General features: G+C 66.7%; 12 protein-coding genes. 8 read left to right on the forward strand and 4 right to left on the reverse strand.

The window, feature by feature from the left end; translation table 11 throughout:
• The first annotated feature begins 216 nt into the window (after positions 1 to 216).
• From MUB46_RS11815 to MUB46_RS11825, 3 genes are read left to right on the forward strand one after another with little or no spacing between them, the layout of a single operon-like run.
• Positions 217 to 2,136, forward strand: a complete 1,920-nt coding sequence (locus tag MUB46_RS11815; protein WP_261616125.1) for a DUF3604 domain-containing protein — start codon at positions 217 to 219, stop codon at positions 2,134 to 2,136.
• Between the two features lie 37 nt (positions 2,137 to 2,173).
• Positions 2,174 to 2,626 carry a DUF3302 domain-containing protein gene (locus MUB46_RS11820; RefSeq protein WP_261616126.1) on the forward strand — a complete coding sequence of 151 codons (453 nt, stop codon included), beginning with the start codon at positions 2,174 to 2,176 and terminating at the stop codon, positions 2,624 to 2,626.
• Positions 2,623 to 3,567 (forward strand): HlyD family secretion protein, encoded by a 945-nt coding sequence (locus MUB46_RS11825; RefSeq protein ID WP_261616127.1) that lies wholly within the window; start codon positions 2,623 to 2,625, stop codon positions 3,565 to 3,567. Before MUB46_RS11820 ends, MUB46_RS11825 begins: the two co-directional genes overlap by 4 nt.
• Positions 3,568 to 3,583: 16 nt before the next feature.
• Here the strand turns inward: MUB46_RS11825 and MUB46_RS11830 are convergent, their stop codons facing one another.
• Positions 3,584 to 4,354, reverse strand: a complete 771-nt coding sequence (locus tag MUB46_RS11830) for an enoyl-CoA hydratase/isomerase family protein (RefSeq protein WP_261616128.1) — start codon at positions 4,352 to 4,354, stop codon at positions 3,584 to 3,586.
• On the reverse strand, positions 4,351 to 5,655 hold the full coding sequence (locus MUB46_RS11835; protein ID WP_261616129.1) for a phenylacetate--CoA ligase family protein: 1,305 nt from the start codon (positions 5,653 to 5,655) through the stop codon (positions 4,351 to 4,353). The genes MUB46_RS11830 and MUB46_RS11835 overlap by 4 nt, the downstream gene beginning before the upstream one ends.
• A gap of 92 nt (positions 5,656 to 5,747) precedes the next feature.
• Here MUB46_RS11835 and MUB46_RS11840 point away from each other — a divergent pair, with 92 nt between their 5' ends.
• Positions 5,748 to 6,470 carry a TetR/AcrR family transcriptional regulator gene (locus MUB46_RS11840; protein WP_261616130.1) on the forward strand — a complete coding sequence of 241 codons (723 nt, stop codon included), beginning with the start codon at positions 5,748 to 5,750 and terminating at the stop codon, positions 6,468 to 6,470.
• Here MUB46_RS11840 and MUB46_RS11845 read toward each other — a convergent pair.
• Positions 6,460 to 7,377: a LysR family transcriptional regulator gene (locus tag MUB46_RS11845; RefSeq protein WP_261616131.1), complete on the reverse strand. Its 918-nt coding sequence runs from the start codon at positions 7,375 to 7,377 to the stop codon at positions 6,460 to 6,462. The genes MUB46_RS11840 and MUB46_RS11845 overlap by 11 nt on opposite strands.
• Positions 7,378 to 7,493: 116 nt before the next feature.
• On the opposite strand from MUB46_RS11845, the gene speB reads away from it, so the two are divergent.
• From speB to MUB46_RS11865, 4 genes are all read left to right on the forward strand, one after another.
• On the forward strand, positions 7,494 to 8,510 hold the full coding sequence (speB, locus tag MUB46_RS11850; RefSeq protein ID WP_261616132.1) for an agmatinase: 1,017 nt from the start codon (positions 7,494 to 7,496) through the stop codon (positions 8,508 to 8,510).
• A gap of 45 nt (positions 8,511 to 8,555) precedes the next feature.
• A complete protein-coding gene (locus MUB46_RS11855) occupies positions 8,556 to 9,389 on the forward strand; it encodes a transporter substrate-binding domain-containing protein (protein WP_261616133.1) in 834 nt (277 codons plus the stop codon).
• Between the two features lie 41 nt (positions 9,390 to 9,430).
• Positions 9,431 to 10,111, forward strand: coding sequence for an amino acid ABC transporter permease (locus tag MUB46_RS11860; protein ID WP_261616134.1), 681 nt, complete (start codon positions 9,431 to 9,433; stop codon positions 10,109 to 10,111).
• 148 nt (positions 10,112 to 10,259) lie between these two features.
• A complete protein-coding gene (locus MUB46_RS11865; RefSeq protein WP_261616135.1) occupies positions 10,260 to 10,493 on the forward strand; it encodes a hypothetical protein in 234 nt (77 codons plus the stop codon).
• A gap of 84 nt (positions 10,494 to 10,577) precedes the next feature.
• Here MUB46_RS11865 and MUB46_RS11870 read toward each other — a convergent pair whose 3' ends face one another.
• Positions 10,578 to 14,321, reverse strand: coding sequence for a hydantoinase B/oxoprolinase family protein (locus MUB46_RS11870; protein ID WP_261616136.1), 3,744 nt, complete (start codon positions 14,319 to 14,321; stop codon positions 10,578 to 10,580).
• Positions 14,322 to 14,526 lie beyond the last annotated feature (205 nt).

Below are 14,526 nucleotides of genomic sequence, written 5' to 3' on the forward strand. Positions count from 1 at the left end.
ACAACAGCGTGTCAGACAGTTTTCGGTCCGGAATCCGGCTCCCCGTATAGGGCGCGGACAGGGCGACGCAAGTCGACGTATTGGACAGATCCGAACAAATAAAACCCCTTTGCGAGTTGAAGCTGTCCGTCGGTCGATGTCTAATAAGTGTAGTCGGCGAATTTGAAGAAAAACTATTTTGGCGTTGGAGCGACCCCACTAAGGGAGGAGATCACCATGAAGCGCCACGTTGTCTTCAGCACGTTGATCGCATTGGGCTTTGCCGTTCCGGCGACGGCCCAGATCATCCCTTCCGAAGAGTCCCTGTCCGGTCTCTATCCCGGAAAGGCCTATTCTCCTTACGCGGAACGCAGCTTCCCGGATCAGGTTTTCTGGGGCGACACGCACCTGCACACGCGGCTGTCCGCGGATGCGGGGCTGTTCGGCAACATCCTCGGCCTGGACGAGGCCTACCGGTTCGCCCGCGGCGAACAGGTGACGGCCTCCTCCGGCCAGCCGGCGAAACTGTCGCGACCGCTCGACTGGCTGGTGATCGCCGATCATTCCGACGCGATGGGCTTTGCCGAGGACCTCGCCGAGGGCGCGCCGAATATTCTCGCCTACGACAAGGGCAAGGAGTGGTACGAGGCCCTGCAGGTCGGTGGACAGACCGCCGCCGCGGCCGCGGTCGACCTGATCACCAATTTTTCGCAGGGAACCATGCCGGAAGGCATGCTCGATCACTATTCGCCGGGCGCGAAGACCTATGCGTCCGTCTGGGAGCGGGTAGTGGATACCGCCGAACGCTACAACGAGCCGGGCCGGTTCACGACGATCATCGGCTTCGAGTGGACGTCACTGGTGGCCGGCAACAACCTGCACCGCAACGTGCTGCTGCGCGACAATGCCAATCGCGCGCTGCAGGTCGTGCCCATGGTCACGCAGCCGCCGGTCGGCTCGACCGACCCGCTTGATCTCTACAAGTGGCTGGAGACCTACGAGCAGAAGACCGGGGGATCGGCGCTGGCGATCGCGCATAACGGCAACCTGTCGAACGGCCTGATGTTCCCGGTCGACGCCCAGTACACCGGCCGGGCCATCGACGCGGCCTATGTCGAGGCGCGCGGCAAGTGGGAGCCGCTCTACGAATGGACCCAGATCAAGGGCGATGGCGAGGCGCATCCGTTCCTGTCGCCCGACGACTCCTTCGCCGACTACGAGACCTGGGACGTCGGCAACCTAGATCTGACCCAGGCCAAGACCGACGACATGCTGCAGTTCGAGTATGCCCGCGAAGCGCTCAAGAACGGCCTGGCGCTGAAGCAGACGCTCGGCACCAATCCCTACAAGTTCGGGGCGGTCGGCTCGACCGATGCCCATACATCGCTGACCGCGATCGAGGAGGACAACTTCTTCGGCAAGGCGACCAACGTGGAGCCGTCGCCGCAGCGCATGGAGCATGCGTTCATCGAGACCGACCTCGGCGTCTACGAGGACTATCAGCTCGTCGCTTCGGGCTATACCGGTGTGTGGGCGACGGAGAACACGCGTACCGCGATCTGGGACGCGATGGCGCGCAAGGAGGTCTACGCGACGACGGGACCGCGCATGATCGTGCGCTTCTTCGGCGGGTGGGGCTTCGAGGACGCCGACATGAACAGCCGCCAGCCGGCCTTCCGCGGCTACGAGAAGGGCGTGCCGATGGGCGAGGACCTTCGCCCGCGCGACGGCGATGGCGCACCGACCTTCATGGTCTATGCGCTGCGTGATCCCATCGGGGCCAATCTCGACCGTATCCAGATCGTCAAGGGCTGGATCGACGCCGACGGCGAGACCCACGAGCAGGTCTATGACGTCGCCTGGTCGCCGGGGCGCGAGCCCGACGCGAACGGCGTATTGCCGGCGGTAGGCAACACGGTCGATATCGCGGCGGCGAACTGGACCAACACGATTGGTGCCTCAGAATTGGGAACGGTGTGGACCGACCCCGATTTCGATCCGGCGCAATCGGCCTTCTACTACGCGCGGGTTCTCGAGATCCCGACGCCGCGCTGGGTGGTCTACGATGCGTTCCGCTTCGGGGTAGAGATCCCCGAGGGGGCCGAAACGACCGGTCAAGAGCGAGCCTACACCTCGCCGATCTGGTACACTCCGTAGAACCGGCTTCGACGAGGGGACAGTTTCGCGAGGGGGCATGAGCGGTCTCGACATCTTTGCCTGGATCGTGCTGGGCGTGCTGTTGATCGCGGCTCTCGTGATCTGGTTCGTGCTGGCCATGCTGCCCGGGCGGATCGCGCGGGCGCGCCAGCATCCGCAGGCTGATGCGGTGAACGTGGCCGGCTGGCTGGGGGCGTTGTTCGGCGGCATCTTCTGGCCGCTGGCCCTCGTCTGGGCGTTCTACAAGTCCGAAGCGGCGCAGGTTGGCGGCGTGCCGGAAGCCGACAACACGGCGGTGGCCAAGCCACCAGCAAGCAAGACGTCGACAGGCAAGACGGCGGCAGCCAAGACGCCAGCAGGCAAGGCGCCAGCAGGCAAACCCGCGGCGGAAAAGACATCGGCAGGCAAACCATCCGCGGGCAAGACAACGGCACGAAAGAAAGCGGCGGGTAAGCCGCCAACGGGCAAGACGGCGGAGGCCGACCAATGATCGCCTTTCTCACGCTCGTCTATGTCGCGCTGCTTGCCATTCTGGTGAAGCTGAAGGTCCTGCCGAACAAGCCCGGCACCTGGCTTTCGACGATCGTCTGGATCGTTCTGCTGTTCGTCGTCCTGTTCATTCCCATGCAATGGGGGGCGCCGGCCGGCCCGGCGCGGACGATGACCTACTCGGTGCAGATCATCCCGAACGTGAGCGGCGTGGTGACGGAGGTGCCGGTCGAGCCGAACGTGCCGCTCAAGCAAGGGGACGTGCTGTTCCAGCTCGACCCGACGGTCTTTCAGGCCACCACCGACGCAAAACGGGCACAACTGTCGTTCGAGACCTTGCGGCTGCAGCAATACCGCCAGCTCGCCTCCCGCGACGCGGGCACGCGGTTCCAGGTCGAGCAGACCCAGGCCGAGGTCGACCTGCTCAGGGCCGAATTGCAGGCGGCGGAGTGGAACCTCGACGAAACGACGGTCCGCGCGCCGTCCGACGGCTACGTGACCTTCCTGGCGCTGCGCCCGGGACAAAGGGTCACGAGCGCGCCGTTCCAGCCGGCCATGGTGTTCATCGACACCACGACGAAGCGCGTCGTGACGCAGATCAACCAGATCTACCTTCGGCACGTCAAGGTCGGGCAGCCGGTCGAGATCGCGTTCAAGACGCTGCCCGGCGAGATCGTCACCGGCACGGTGGACGCGATCATCGAGGTGGCGTCGCAGGGCCAGGCCGTCATCGGCGGAACGATCCCGACGCCCGCGCAGGTTTCGGCCGAGCCGTTCTATGTCCGTATCGCCTTCGACGATCCCGAGGCGCTGGCGCGGCTGCGTCCCGGCGCGGTCGGGACGGCGGCGATCTACACCAACAGCGCCAACGCCACCCATGTCATCCGCAAGGTGATGCTGCGGATGCAGGCGATCCTGAACTACCTGAACCCGGTGCTTTGAGGGCCGCGCGGTCGGCTCATCCGAACCCGGCGACGCGCTTCGCCGTCTCGGGATCGAGGAAGCCGCGAACCGTCGCCTCCGTCTCCGCCTTCAGGGCCTGACGCAGGCCGGCGCCATCCGGGCGCGCGAGGCTGCGGCGCAGGTCGCGGACGGGCCCGGCGGGCAGGGCCGCGATCCGTCTGGCCAGGTCCACCGCGCGCGGCATCAACTCGTCGTCCGGAACGACGTCGTGCAGCATGCCCCAGGCCTTTGCCTGGGTCGCGTCGAACTTCTCGCCGAACAGGATCATCTCGCGCGCCCTCTGCAGGCCGACCATGCGCGGCAGGATGTCGGTGATGCCGCCGGTAACGAAGACGCCCCAGGAGATCTCCGGGAAGAAGAAGCGCGTGCCCTCCGCGGCAATGGCGAAATCGCAGTTGATGACCCATTCGAGGCCGCCGCCGACGGCCCAGCCGCGGATCGCGCCGACGACCGGTGTGTTTCCCAGAACCATCGCGCGCGTCACGTCCTGGATGCGCTCGATATAGGCGGTCGTGCCGGGCACGTCGGAGACCTGGGCCTCGAAATCCTTGAGGTCGTCGCCGGAGCAGAAGGCACGGCCTTCGCCGGTCAGCACGATGGCGCGGACGGCGTCATCCGCGTCGGCGGCGGTTACGGCCTCGACCAGATCGTCGAGCAAGTCCGGCACGATGGCGTTGAGCCGGTCCGGCCTGTTGAGTGATATCCGGCGAACGCCGTCGCCAATATCCTCGGCAAGCACGGTGCCGTTCGCGGTGGCGAGGCTCATGGCGTGTCCTTTCGAATGACGCGGCGTGTCTTGCCCTCGGTGCGGGGCAGGGCATGGAAGGGGAGAAGGTCGACCCTGGCGGTGATGCCGAGCGACTGCTTGATGCGCTGTTCGAGCGATAAGGCCAGCGCGGCCTCGATCGTGCCGCCGTCCGCGACCTCGGCTTCCACCGGCAGCACGTCGTAGGGACCGGGGCCGTCGAGGACGATCCGGTATTCGCCCGACAGGTCGGCGAACTGGTTGATGACGGCGGCGACCTGGGTGGGGAAGGCGTTGATGCCGCGCACCACCACCATGTCATCCGACCGGCCGACGACGCGGAAGCGCGGCGCGGTGCGCCCGCAGGCGGCCGTGTCCGTTCCCGTCAGCACGACGATGTCGCCGGTGCGGAAGCGCACCAGCGGCTGGCACTGCCGGCTCACGTGGGTGAGCACCAGTTCGCCCCGCGTACCCTCGGCCCAGGGGAGAGGATCGCCGGTCGCTGGCTCCACAAGCTCGGGGTGGAGGATGTCGAGCGCCATGAAATGCAGGTCGGTGTCGCGCTCGGTCTGGCCGGCGAAATTGCAGAACACGTCGGAGACGCCGTAATTGGCGTTGCGTACCTTGAAGCCCCAGGTCTCCTGCAGCCGGGCGCGGAAATCGGCGTTGTCGAGGCCGGCTTCGCCGCCGAACAGGCCGAGCTTGAGCCCGAGGTTGCGGGGGCTGATCTCCGGGAAGTGGTCGGCGATGACCCGTTCGAGCACGGCCGGGTAGGAGGGCGTGCACGAGATCGCGGTGATGCCCAGGTCCCGGATCGTGCGGATCAGCAGCTGCGTCTCGCCGACGCCGAAGGGGACGACGGTGGCGCCGGTCTCCTCCAGCGTGGTGTGGTCGGTGAAGCCACCCATCCAGAGCCGGTAGTTCAGGCAGTGGACGACGCGGTGGCCCGGCCCCAGGCCGCTTGCCGCCTGCGCGCGGCCGCCGACCACGGCGGTTTCGTGCGCGTCGCGCCGGGACAAAGCGAGGTTCATCGCCGTGCCCGTGGTGCCGGAGGTGCGGTGGACGCGGGCGATGGTCGTCTCGTCGCTCGCGAGGTAGTCGCCGAAGGGGGGATGATCGCGTTGGCTGGCGCGCAGCATCTCCTTGGTCGTGAACGGCAGGTCGGCCAGGCCGTCGAGCGATTTCGGCGGGGATGCCTTGCCCCAGGCACGCCGATGCAGCGACGATTTCGTCGCGACGTAATCGCGCTGGGCGTCCCACAACCGCTGGCGGTGAGCGGCGAGATCGGAGAGATCGGCGAAGTCCGCGCGGTCGACCAGCATTGATTTTCGCCTCAATTAGCGATAGTGATATCACTGTCATTTTTTATCGATTGAGGGCTGGAGTCAATGGCGGATATTTCGAGGATTCCGGGATGAAGGCGCCCTCTGCCCCGGCCTATTCCCAGGGGGACACGGACGACGAGGCTGTTCAGGACTTCACCGCGGTCCTGCTGGCCAGGGCGCAGGCCGAGGATCTGCGCAAGCCAGAGCGGACGCGGTTGAAGCTCCTGGCGAGCGTGGCGGCCGAGCTGCAGTCGGGCGTCGCGCGCAGTGCGCTGAAGGTCGCGGTCGTCACCGCCAAGGCCGGCGTCGCGCACGGCACCTTCTATCGCTACTTCGCCGACATACGAGCCGCGACCGAAGCGCTGATCGAGGCCTTCGCCGCGTTCGTGCGAGACCGGCTGGAAGGCGCGCGGGAGGGTGACCCGGGGTCGCGGGAACGGGTGCGCGGGGCGACACTGATCTATACCCGCGTGTTCCGTGCCAACGCCCCGCTGATGCGCTGCCTGTTCGATCTGGGGGGCGAGGAAACCGCGGTCAGCAAATCGCTGCAGGAGTTGAACTGGCAGTGGAACATGCGCATGGCCGCCTCGATCGCCAAGCGCCGGGCGGGCGGCTCCGGCGGAGGCCCGAAGCCCCCGGCGGAGCTGCTGCCCGTCGCCTATGCGTTGGGCGGCATGATCGACGAATTCCTGACCCAGCTGTACCTGCGCAAGGACCCGGCGCTGGACGACCTCGCCGACGACGAGGCGGCCGTCGCCGATCTGCTGACCGAGCTCTGGTGTCTGGGCGCTTACGGGGAGGTCAGGGCGTAGCGGGCGCCGCGGCCCGCGCCCGGTATTCCACAGCGCAGCATTCGAGGAAGGCCTGGAGCAGGGGCTGCTTCTCGTGGCCCTTGCGGCTGATGACGACGATGTTGGCGTCATAGCTCAGCCGTTCCGGGAGCAGGCGCCGCAGGGCGCCACGCTGCTCGAACGGCTCGGCGAGATGATTGGGCAGGAACCCGACGAAGCCGCCGGTCAGGATCAGCGCCAGCGCCGCTTCCATCGTATTCGCCATGGCGCCGAACTCGTGCATCTCCAGCCGCTCCAGGTCGGCAAGCTGCCAGTAGGAGCGGCTGATAACCGGGGCGGCGCGGATCTCCTCGATGGTGACGGCCTCGGGCCTGTCGAAGAACGGATGGCCCTCGCCGCAATAGAATCCCTGCGGTTCGTCATAGAAGGGCTGACGCGTGAGCGAGGCGATCGGGCTGGGGAACACGCCGATCGCGACGTCGAGCCCGTCGCGGGCCACTTCCATCCCCAGGCTCGGCGGATCGGAGATGGTCAGGTACGGCCGGATATCGGGGCCCAGCGCGACGAAGCGCGACAGGGTCCTGACAATCGGCGACGACTGGTCGCCGATCGTGCTGTCGACGATGCCGATGCGGATCTCGCCTGCCAACTCGCCCTTGAGGGCGAGGGCTTCGGTGCGGAACGCCTCGATCGAATGCAGAAGCCGTTCGGCCGCCTCGAAGATCCGGCGCCCCTCGCGGGTCAGCCGGAAGCCGGTGCGGCCGCGGTCGCACAGGCGGACACCGAGACGCGCCTCCAGCGACTTTACGTGGTTGGAAATCGTCGACTGGCTGAGGTTCAGAACCGCCTGGGCCTGCGTAAAGCCGCCGGACCGGACGATGGTCATGAACACGCGCAACAGGCGCAGATCGACATCGGCGATATTCACGCTCGTCTAGTCCAATGTAAGTGAAGTCACATTTGCCTTTTTGAAAGTAACATTTTTCACGCCGCTATGGATAGAGCACAGCCGTCTCAGCAGTCTTTCCGCATAAGGAGAAACGCATGGGCGAAACCACCACTACCAAGCAGCATCATCAGCCGTTGAGCGGCAACGACATGCCGCGTTTCGGCGGCATTACCACGATGATGCGTCTGCCGTTGATCCCCGATCCGTCGGAGTTGGACGCCGGCTTCATCGGCGTGCCGCTCGATATCGGCACGTCGAACCGGTCGGGAACCCGGTTCGGTCCGCGGCAGATCCGCAACGAAAGCGTGATGGTTCGCCCCTATAACCTGGCCACACGGGCGGCACCCTTCGATTCCCTGACGGTCGCGGACCTCGGCGACGTCGCCACCAACCCCTACAGCCTCGAGCGCGCGGTCGACAGCATCGAGGCGCATTTCGACCGCATAGCCCAGGCCGATTGTCGGCCGGTGGCGATGGGCGGCGACCATACGCTGACGCTGCCGATCCTCAGGGCGATGGCGAAACGCTACGGGCCGGTCGCGTTCGTCCATGTGGACGCCCACGCCGACATGAACGACCTGATGTTCGGCGAGCGCATCTCGCATGGCTCGCAGTTCCGCCGCGCCACCGAGGAGGGGCTGTTCGACAACCGCAGCGTCGTGCAGATCGGGCTGCGCGGCAGCGGCTATCACGCCGACGACCTCGACTGGGCGCGCAAGCAGGGCTTTTGGGTGGTTCCAGCCGAGCGCTGCTGGCACCGCTCGCTGGAACCGCTGATGGAGGAAATCCGCAAGCGGCTCGCCGGCAAGCCGGTCTACCTGTCCTTCGATATCGACAGCCTCGACCCCGCGTTCGGTCCCGGTACCGGCGCGGTGGAGCCGGGCGGGCTCAGCCTGATCCAGGCGCTGGAGATTATTCGCGGTCTGCGCGGTCTCGACATCGTCGGGTGCGATCTCGTAGAGGTCGCGCCGATGTACGATACCTCCGGCAACACGGCGCTGATCGCGGCCAACCTCCTGTTCGAGATGCTGTGCGTCCTGCCCGGCGTCGCGTATCGCGAGGCGCCGGCCCCTTCCACATTCCGCTCCGACCTTCCGGAGGAGTGGACCTGACCGTCTCCAAACCGCATCCATAACAACGATCCAGAGGTTGGTAACATGCGCAGGAATGGACTGAATATCCTCACCGGACTTGTGGCACTGTCCGCGTTCGCAATGGCGGCGCCGGCGGAAACGAAGGCGGAAACGGCGCCGAGCTTCGTCTCGGGCGGAAAACTGCTCGTCTGTCTAGATCCGACGTTTCCGCCCATGGAATACATGGAGAACGCCGACGCCAGGCAGCCGATCGGCTTCGACGTCGACGTGATCACCGCGCTCGCCGAGACGTGGAAGGTGGAGCCGCAGATCGTCACCCTGGATTTCTCGGGCCTGCTGCCGGCGCTGGACGCCAAGCGCTGCGACATGATGATCAGCGGCGCGACGCTGAAGCCGGAACGGCTTGAGAGCTTCAACGGCGTGCCGTACCTGAAGACTGGTAGCGTCGTCGTCGGCCGGTCGGACGCGGACGGCACGTACTCCAGCTACGAGGACTTCAGCGGCAAGACGCTGTCCTACCAGTCCGGCTCGATCTACGAGAAGATCGTCGCCGACGTGAACGCGGCGCTGAAAAAGGCCGGCAAGCCGGAGATCGACGTGCAGGCCTATCCCAAGGGCACCGACGTGGTCCAGCAGGTGCTGCTCGGACGCGTGGCGGGCGGCATCACCCTTGACTCCGAGTTCGCCTTCCGCGACCTGCAGAAGCCGGGCGAGCTGAAGGTCATCTTCTCCGATCCCAACAAGGAGCAGTACGCAGCCTATTTCCGCAAGGAGCCGGCGAGCGATCAGGCGGCCGTTGAGGCGGCGGTGGCCGAGCTTGTATCTTCGGGCCGTCTGAAGGCGATCGCGGAGAAGTGGCGGATTCCCGCCGACGCCCTGGACGGTATCGGCCAGTAGCCGGTCCGGACGAGTGTCCCGAAGCGCCGGGAGCGGAATAAATGGCTTTCGATTGGTCCGTCTTCGTCTCGGCGCTTTTTTCGGCCTCGCTGTTCAAGGGGGCGGTCATCGCGCTCGCCCTCACGGTCCTGGCCCATGCGCTCGCCATCGCGCTGTCCCTGCCGATGGCGATCGCGTTGCGCGGCACGAACACGACGCTCAAGGCCGCCATCAAGGTCTATGTGACCCTGTTCCGCGCCGTGCCGATCCTGCTTCTGCTGCTGATCATCTGGAACGGGCTGCCGCAGCTGAGCCCCATCTTCCGCGAACAGTGGTTCACGCCGTTCCTGGCCGCGCTGATCGGCCTCGCGCTCACCGAGGCGGCCTATCAGGTGGAGATCAACCGTGCCGCGCTCGGCGCCATCCACCACGGCCAGGTCGACGCCGGCAACGCACTCGGATTCAACCGGCTGCAGATCTTCTTCCTGATCCAGGTTCCGCAGGCGATGCGCGTCGCCCTGCCTCCGACCGTCAACGAGTTCATCACGCTGCTGAAGGCGACTTCGATCGCTTCGGTGATCTCGCTGCGCGAGCTGATGACGGTGACGCAGCAGGCGGTCGCCTTCACCTACAAGTACGCCGAGTACTACCTCGCCGCGCTGATCTACTATGTCGCGATGGTGCTGTTGCTCATGGTGGTGCAGGCGTTCTACGAGCGCCGGATGTCCTGGATCGGCCGGTAGCCGGACCTATAGCCGCTGCCGTGACCTTCTGCCGCGTTCCCTGACGCGGCGCGCGCCTATCTATGTACGGCAATGCGACGGGGCCCAAGTCAACGGCCCGCAACGAGGCCATCCCGTCGCGACGGCGCAAGAGGAAGGCTACGACGCGATGCTGCTTCGAATGATCTACGCGATTCCGCTTTTGGGCTGGATGCTCCGCGACGCGGTGCAGGGCACCGACGAGTCGCGCGTCTGGTTCATGCTCAACATGATCATGCTGTGGATCTTCGCCGGCGTCATCTTCGGCTATCCGGGCATCATCATCCCGGCCATCGCCGCGGCGTTCATGGTCTTGACCACCCTGGTCTGGATGACGGCGGGCAGCCTGTTCCCGAGGCGCTAGGACGCCAGTGTTATCGGGGCTGCGAAGGCGAGGGCCGCGAGGCCGCACCGCGGCGCCGCGCCACCAGGCCGTCGTCCGGCACGCTCAATCCGCGGATTTGCCATAGCCCCCGCCGCTCGGCGTCTTGATGATGATCGCCTCGCCGGGCTCGCAGACGGTCTGGTCGCAGCCTTCCAGCGTCTCCATCGTGCCGTCGAGGCGGCGCACCAGGTTCTCGCCGCACTCGCCGGGCGCGCCGCCCTCCAGGCCGAAGGGCGGCACCCGGCGGTGGCCGGTTAGGAGCGAGACGTCCATCGTCTCCAGGAAGCGGATCGTGCGCAGGGTGCCGTCGCCGCCGGTCCACTTGCCCCGGCCGCCCGAGCCGCGGCGGACGTGGAAGTCCTCCAGGATCACGGGATAGCGGAACTCGAGGATCTCCGGGTCGGTAAGGCGGGTGTTTGTCATGTGGGTGTGGACGGCCGAGGTGCCGTCGAAGCCGGGGCCGGCGCCCGAGCCGCCGCAGATCGTCTCGTAGTACTGGTACGTCGCGTTGCCGAAGTTGAAGTTGTTCATCGTTCCCTGCGCGGCCGCCTGCGCCCCGAGCGCGCCGAACAGCGTGTCGGTGACGGCCTGGCTCACCTCGACATTGCCGGCGACGACGGCGGCGGGAAACTTCGGCGCCAGCATGCAATCGTCGGGGATGACGATGTTGATCGGCTTGAGGCAGCCCGCGTTCATCGGGATCTCGTCGTCGACCATGCAGCGGAAGACGTAGAGCACCGCGGCGCGCGTCACCGGGTGCGGCGCGTTGAAATTGGTGGGCTGCTGCGGCGAGGTCCCGGTGAAATCGACGGTCGCCTCGCGTTTCGCCTTGTCGACGGTGATCGCGACCCTGATCACCGTGCCCTGGTCCATCTCGTAGGCGAATTCGCAGTCGTGCAGGGCGTCGATCACCCGGCGCACGCTTTCCTCGGCATTGTCCTGGACGTGCTGCATGTAGGCGTGCACCACGTCGAGGCCGAAATGGGCGACCATCTTCCGAAGCTCGGCGACGCCCTTCTCGTTGGCGGCGATCTGGGCGCGCAGGTCGGCGACGTTCTGGTCCGGGTTGCGGCACGGCCACGGGCCGGAGGTCAGAAGCGCGCGCAGCGCGTCTTCCCGGAAGGTGCCGCGGTCGACCAGCTTGAAATTGTCGATGACGACGCCTTCCTCCTCGATCGAGGTGGCGCGCGGGGTCATCGAGCCGGGCGCCTTGCCGCCGACATCGGCATGATGGCCGCGCGAGGCGATCCAGAAGAGGATTTCGCCTCCCCCGCGTTCGTCCGTCCGGGACGACGAGGCAGAGGTTTCCCCGACATCGAACACGGGCGTGACAACCGTGATGTCGGGCAGGTGCGTGCCGCCGTTGTAGGGCGCGTTGAGCACGAAGACGTCGCCGGGCGCGATGTCGGGGTTCTGCTCGATCACCGCCATCACCGAGCGATCCATCGAGCCCAGATGCACCGGCATGTGCGGCGCGTTGGCGATCAGCGACCCGTCGGCGGCGAAGACCGCGCAGGAAAAGTCGAGGCGTTCCTTGATGTTGACCGAATAGGCGGTCTTCTCCAGCGTCACGCCCATCTGCTCGGCGATCGACATGAACAGGTTGTTGAATACCTCGAGCATCACCGGATCGGCGTCGGTGCCGATGGCAACGCGCCGGGGCAGGGCCACGACGCGGCGCATGACCAGATGCAGCTTCGGCGTGATCTCGGCCTGCCAGCCGGGCTCGAGGACGGTGGTGTTGTGGGCCTCGACGATCAGGGCCGGGCCGTCGACGGTCTGTCCGGGCTGCAGGGTTTCACGACGGTAGGCGGGGGCGTCGTGCCACTCGCCGTGCGAGAAAAACCGGGTCCCGGCGATCGGCGCGGGCGTCGTTTCGGGCGTCGTCTCGGTCGGGGGATGGTCGGGTTCGTCGCGACGAGCGCCGCCGCCGGCGGTCTCCACCTCCACCGCCTCGACCATGATCGCCTTTTGCGGCGTCACGAAACCGAACTGCTGGCGATGGGCGGCCTCGAAGGCGGCGGTCATCGCGGCCGGTAACTCGAGATCGACGACGAGCGGCGTGTCGGTGCCGGCATAGCGCAGATGGGCGCGGGCGAAGGTCCTGGTCTCGGGCTCTGGGATGCCCTGGGACTCCAGTTCCGCGACGTTCTCCGCCGTCAGGCGGTCGGCGACGGCGCGCACCTCGGCCATGGCCTCGTCCGCCAGCGGCCGCTCGATCGCCTGCTGGCGGTTGGCGCGGATGTCGGCGAGCCCCATGCCGTAGGCCGACAGGATGCCGGCGAGGGGATGGATCAGCACCGTCTTCATGCCCAGCGTGTCGGCGATCAGGCAGGCGTGCTGGCCGCCGGCGCCGCCGAAGCAGGTCAGCGCGTATTCGGTGACGTCGTATCCGCGCTCGACCGAGATCTTCTTGATGGCGTTCGCCATGTTCTCGACGGCGATGCGCAGGAAGCCCTCGGCCACCTCCTCGGGCGCGCGGCCGTCGCCGATCGTAGCGGCAAGCTCGGCGAAGGCCGCGCGCACCGCCTCGACGTCGAGCGGCCGGTCGCGGCCGGGGCCGAAGATCGCCGGGAAGAAGTCCGGGCTGATCTTGCCGAGCATCACGTTGGCGTCGGTCACCGCCAGCGGGCCGCCGCGCCGGTAGCACTTGGGGCCGGGATTGGCGCCGGCGGAATCCGGGCCGACGCGGAAGCGCGATCCGTCGTAGTGGAGGATCGATCCGCCGCCGGCGGCCACCGTATGGATGCGCATCATCGGCGCGCGCATCCGCACGCCCGCCACCTCGGTCTCGAAGGTGCGCTCGAACGCGCCGTCATAATGCGAGACGTCCGTCGAGGTGCCGCCCATGTCGAAGCCGATGATCCGGTCGAAGCCGGCCATACGGCTCGTCTCGACGGCCCCGACCACGCCGCCGGCGGGGCCCGACAGGATCGCGTCCTTGCCCTGGAACAGGTCGGCGGCGGTGAGGCCGCCATGGGACTGCATGAACATCAGGCGCGGGGCGTGCGGGTGGCCTTCCTTCGAGACGGCGCTTGACGCCTCCTCAGGATGAGGGGTGAGGGTCCCGGCCTCGACGCCGTCCCGGGGAGCGGCCGACGCGCCGTCGGCCCCGGACAGCTCCCCCGCCACCTGGTTCACATACCGGCGCAGGATCGGCGAGAGATAGGCGTCGACGACGGTGGTGTCGCCGCGGCCGACGAGCTTCATCAGCGGCGAGACTTCGTGCGACACCGACACCTGGGTGAAGCCGATCTCGCGGGCCAGTGCGGCCACCTGCCGCTCGTGCTCGTGGTAGCGGTAACCGTGCATCAGCACGATGGCGCAGGCGCGGATTCCGTCCTGATAAACCGATTCAAGTGCTTGCCGGGCCGATTCAAGGTCGAGCGGCAAGAGCTTGTCGCCATTGACGGAAATCCGCTCGTCCAGTTCCACGACCGCTTCATAAAGCAGTTCAGGTTTGACGATGTGCCGGTCGAACAGCCGGGGCCGGGCCTGGTAGCCGATCTCCAGCGCGTCGCGGAAGCCGCGGGTGATGACCAGCACCGTGCGGTCGCCCTTGCGCTCGAGCAGCGCGTTGGTCGCGACCGTCGTTCCCATCTTCACCGCGTTGATCCGATCGGACGGGATCGGGGCGCCCGCATCGACGGCAAGCAGGTCGCGGATGCCCTGGATCGCGGCGTCGCGATAGGCCTCCGGATTTTCCGACAGGAGCTTGTGGGCCACGATCGCGCCATCCGGGGCGCGGGCGACGATGTCGGTGAAGGTGCCGCCGCGGTCGATCCAGAAATCCCACTTGCCCGACATCGTTCGTTGTCTCGCTTGGCGTTGCTCGGTCGCTAACAATTACTAGCGTCGCGTTCTTGTCAACGTCAACGATTTGTCGATAAATTGTCGATGAAATTCACGGTGCGAGGGGATGGCCATGGCCGGACACGGCAAATCCAGAACGGTGACGCAGGCGCCCGCCCGGGAACCCGCGCAAGAGTCCCCGCCTAAGTCCGGGCCCGAA

The organism is Microbaculum marinisediminis (assembly GCF_025397915.1).
In the GTDB taxonomy this organism is placed as follows: Bacteria; Pseudomonadota; Alphaproteobacteria; order Rhizobiales; family Tepidamorphaceae; genus Microbaculum; species Microbaculum marinisediminis.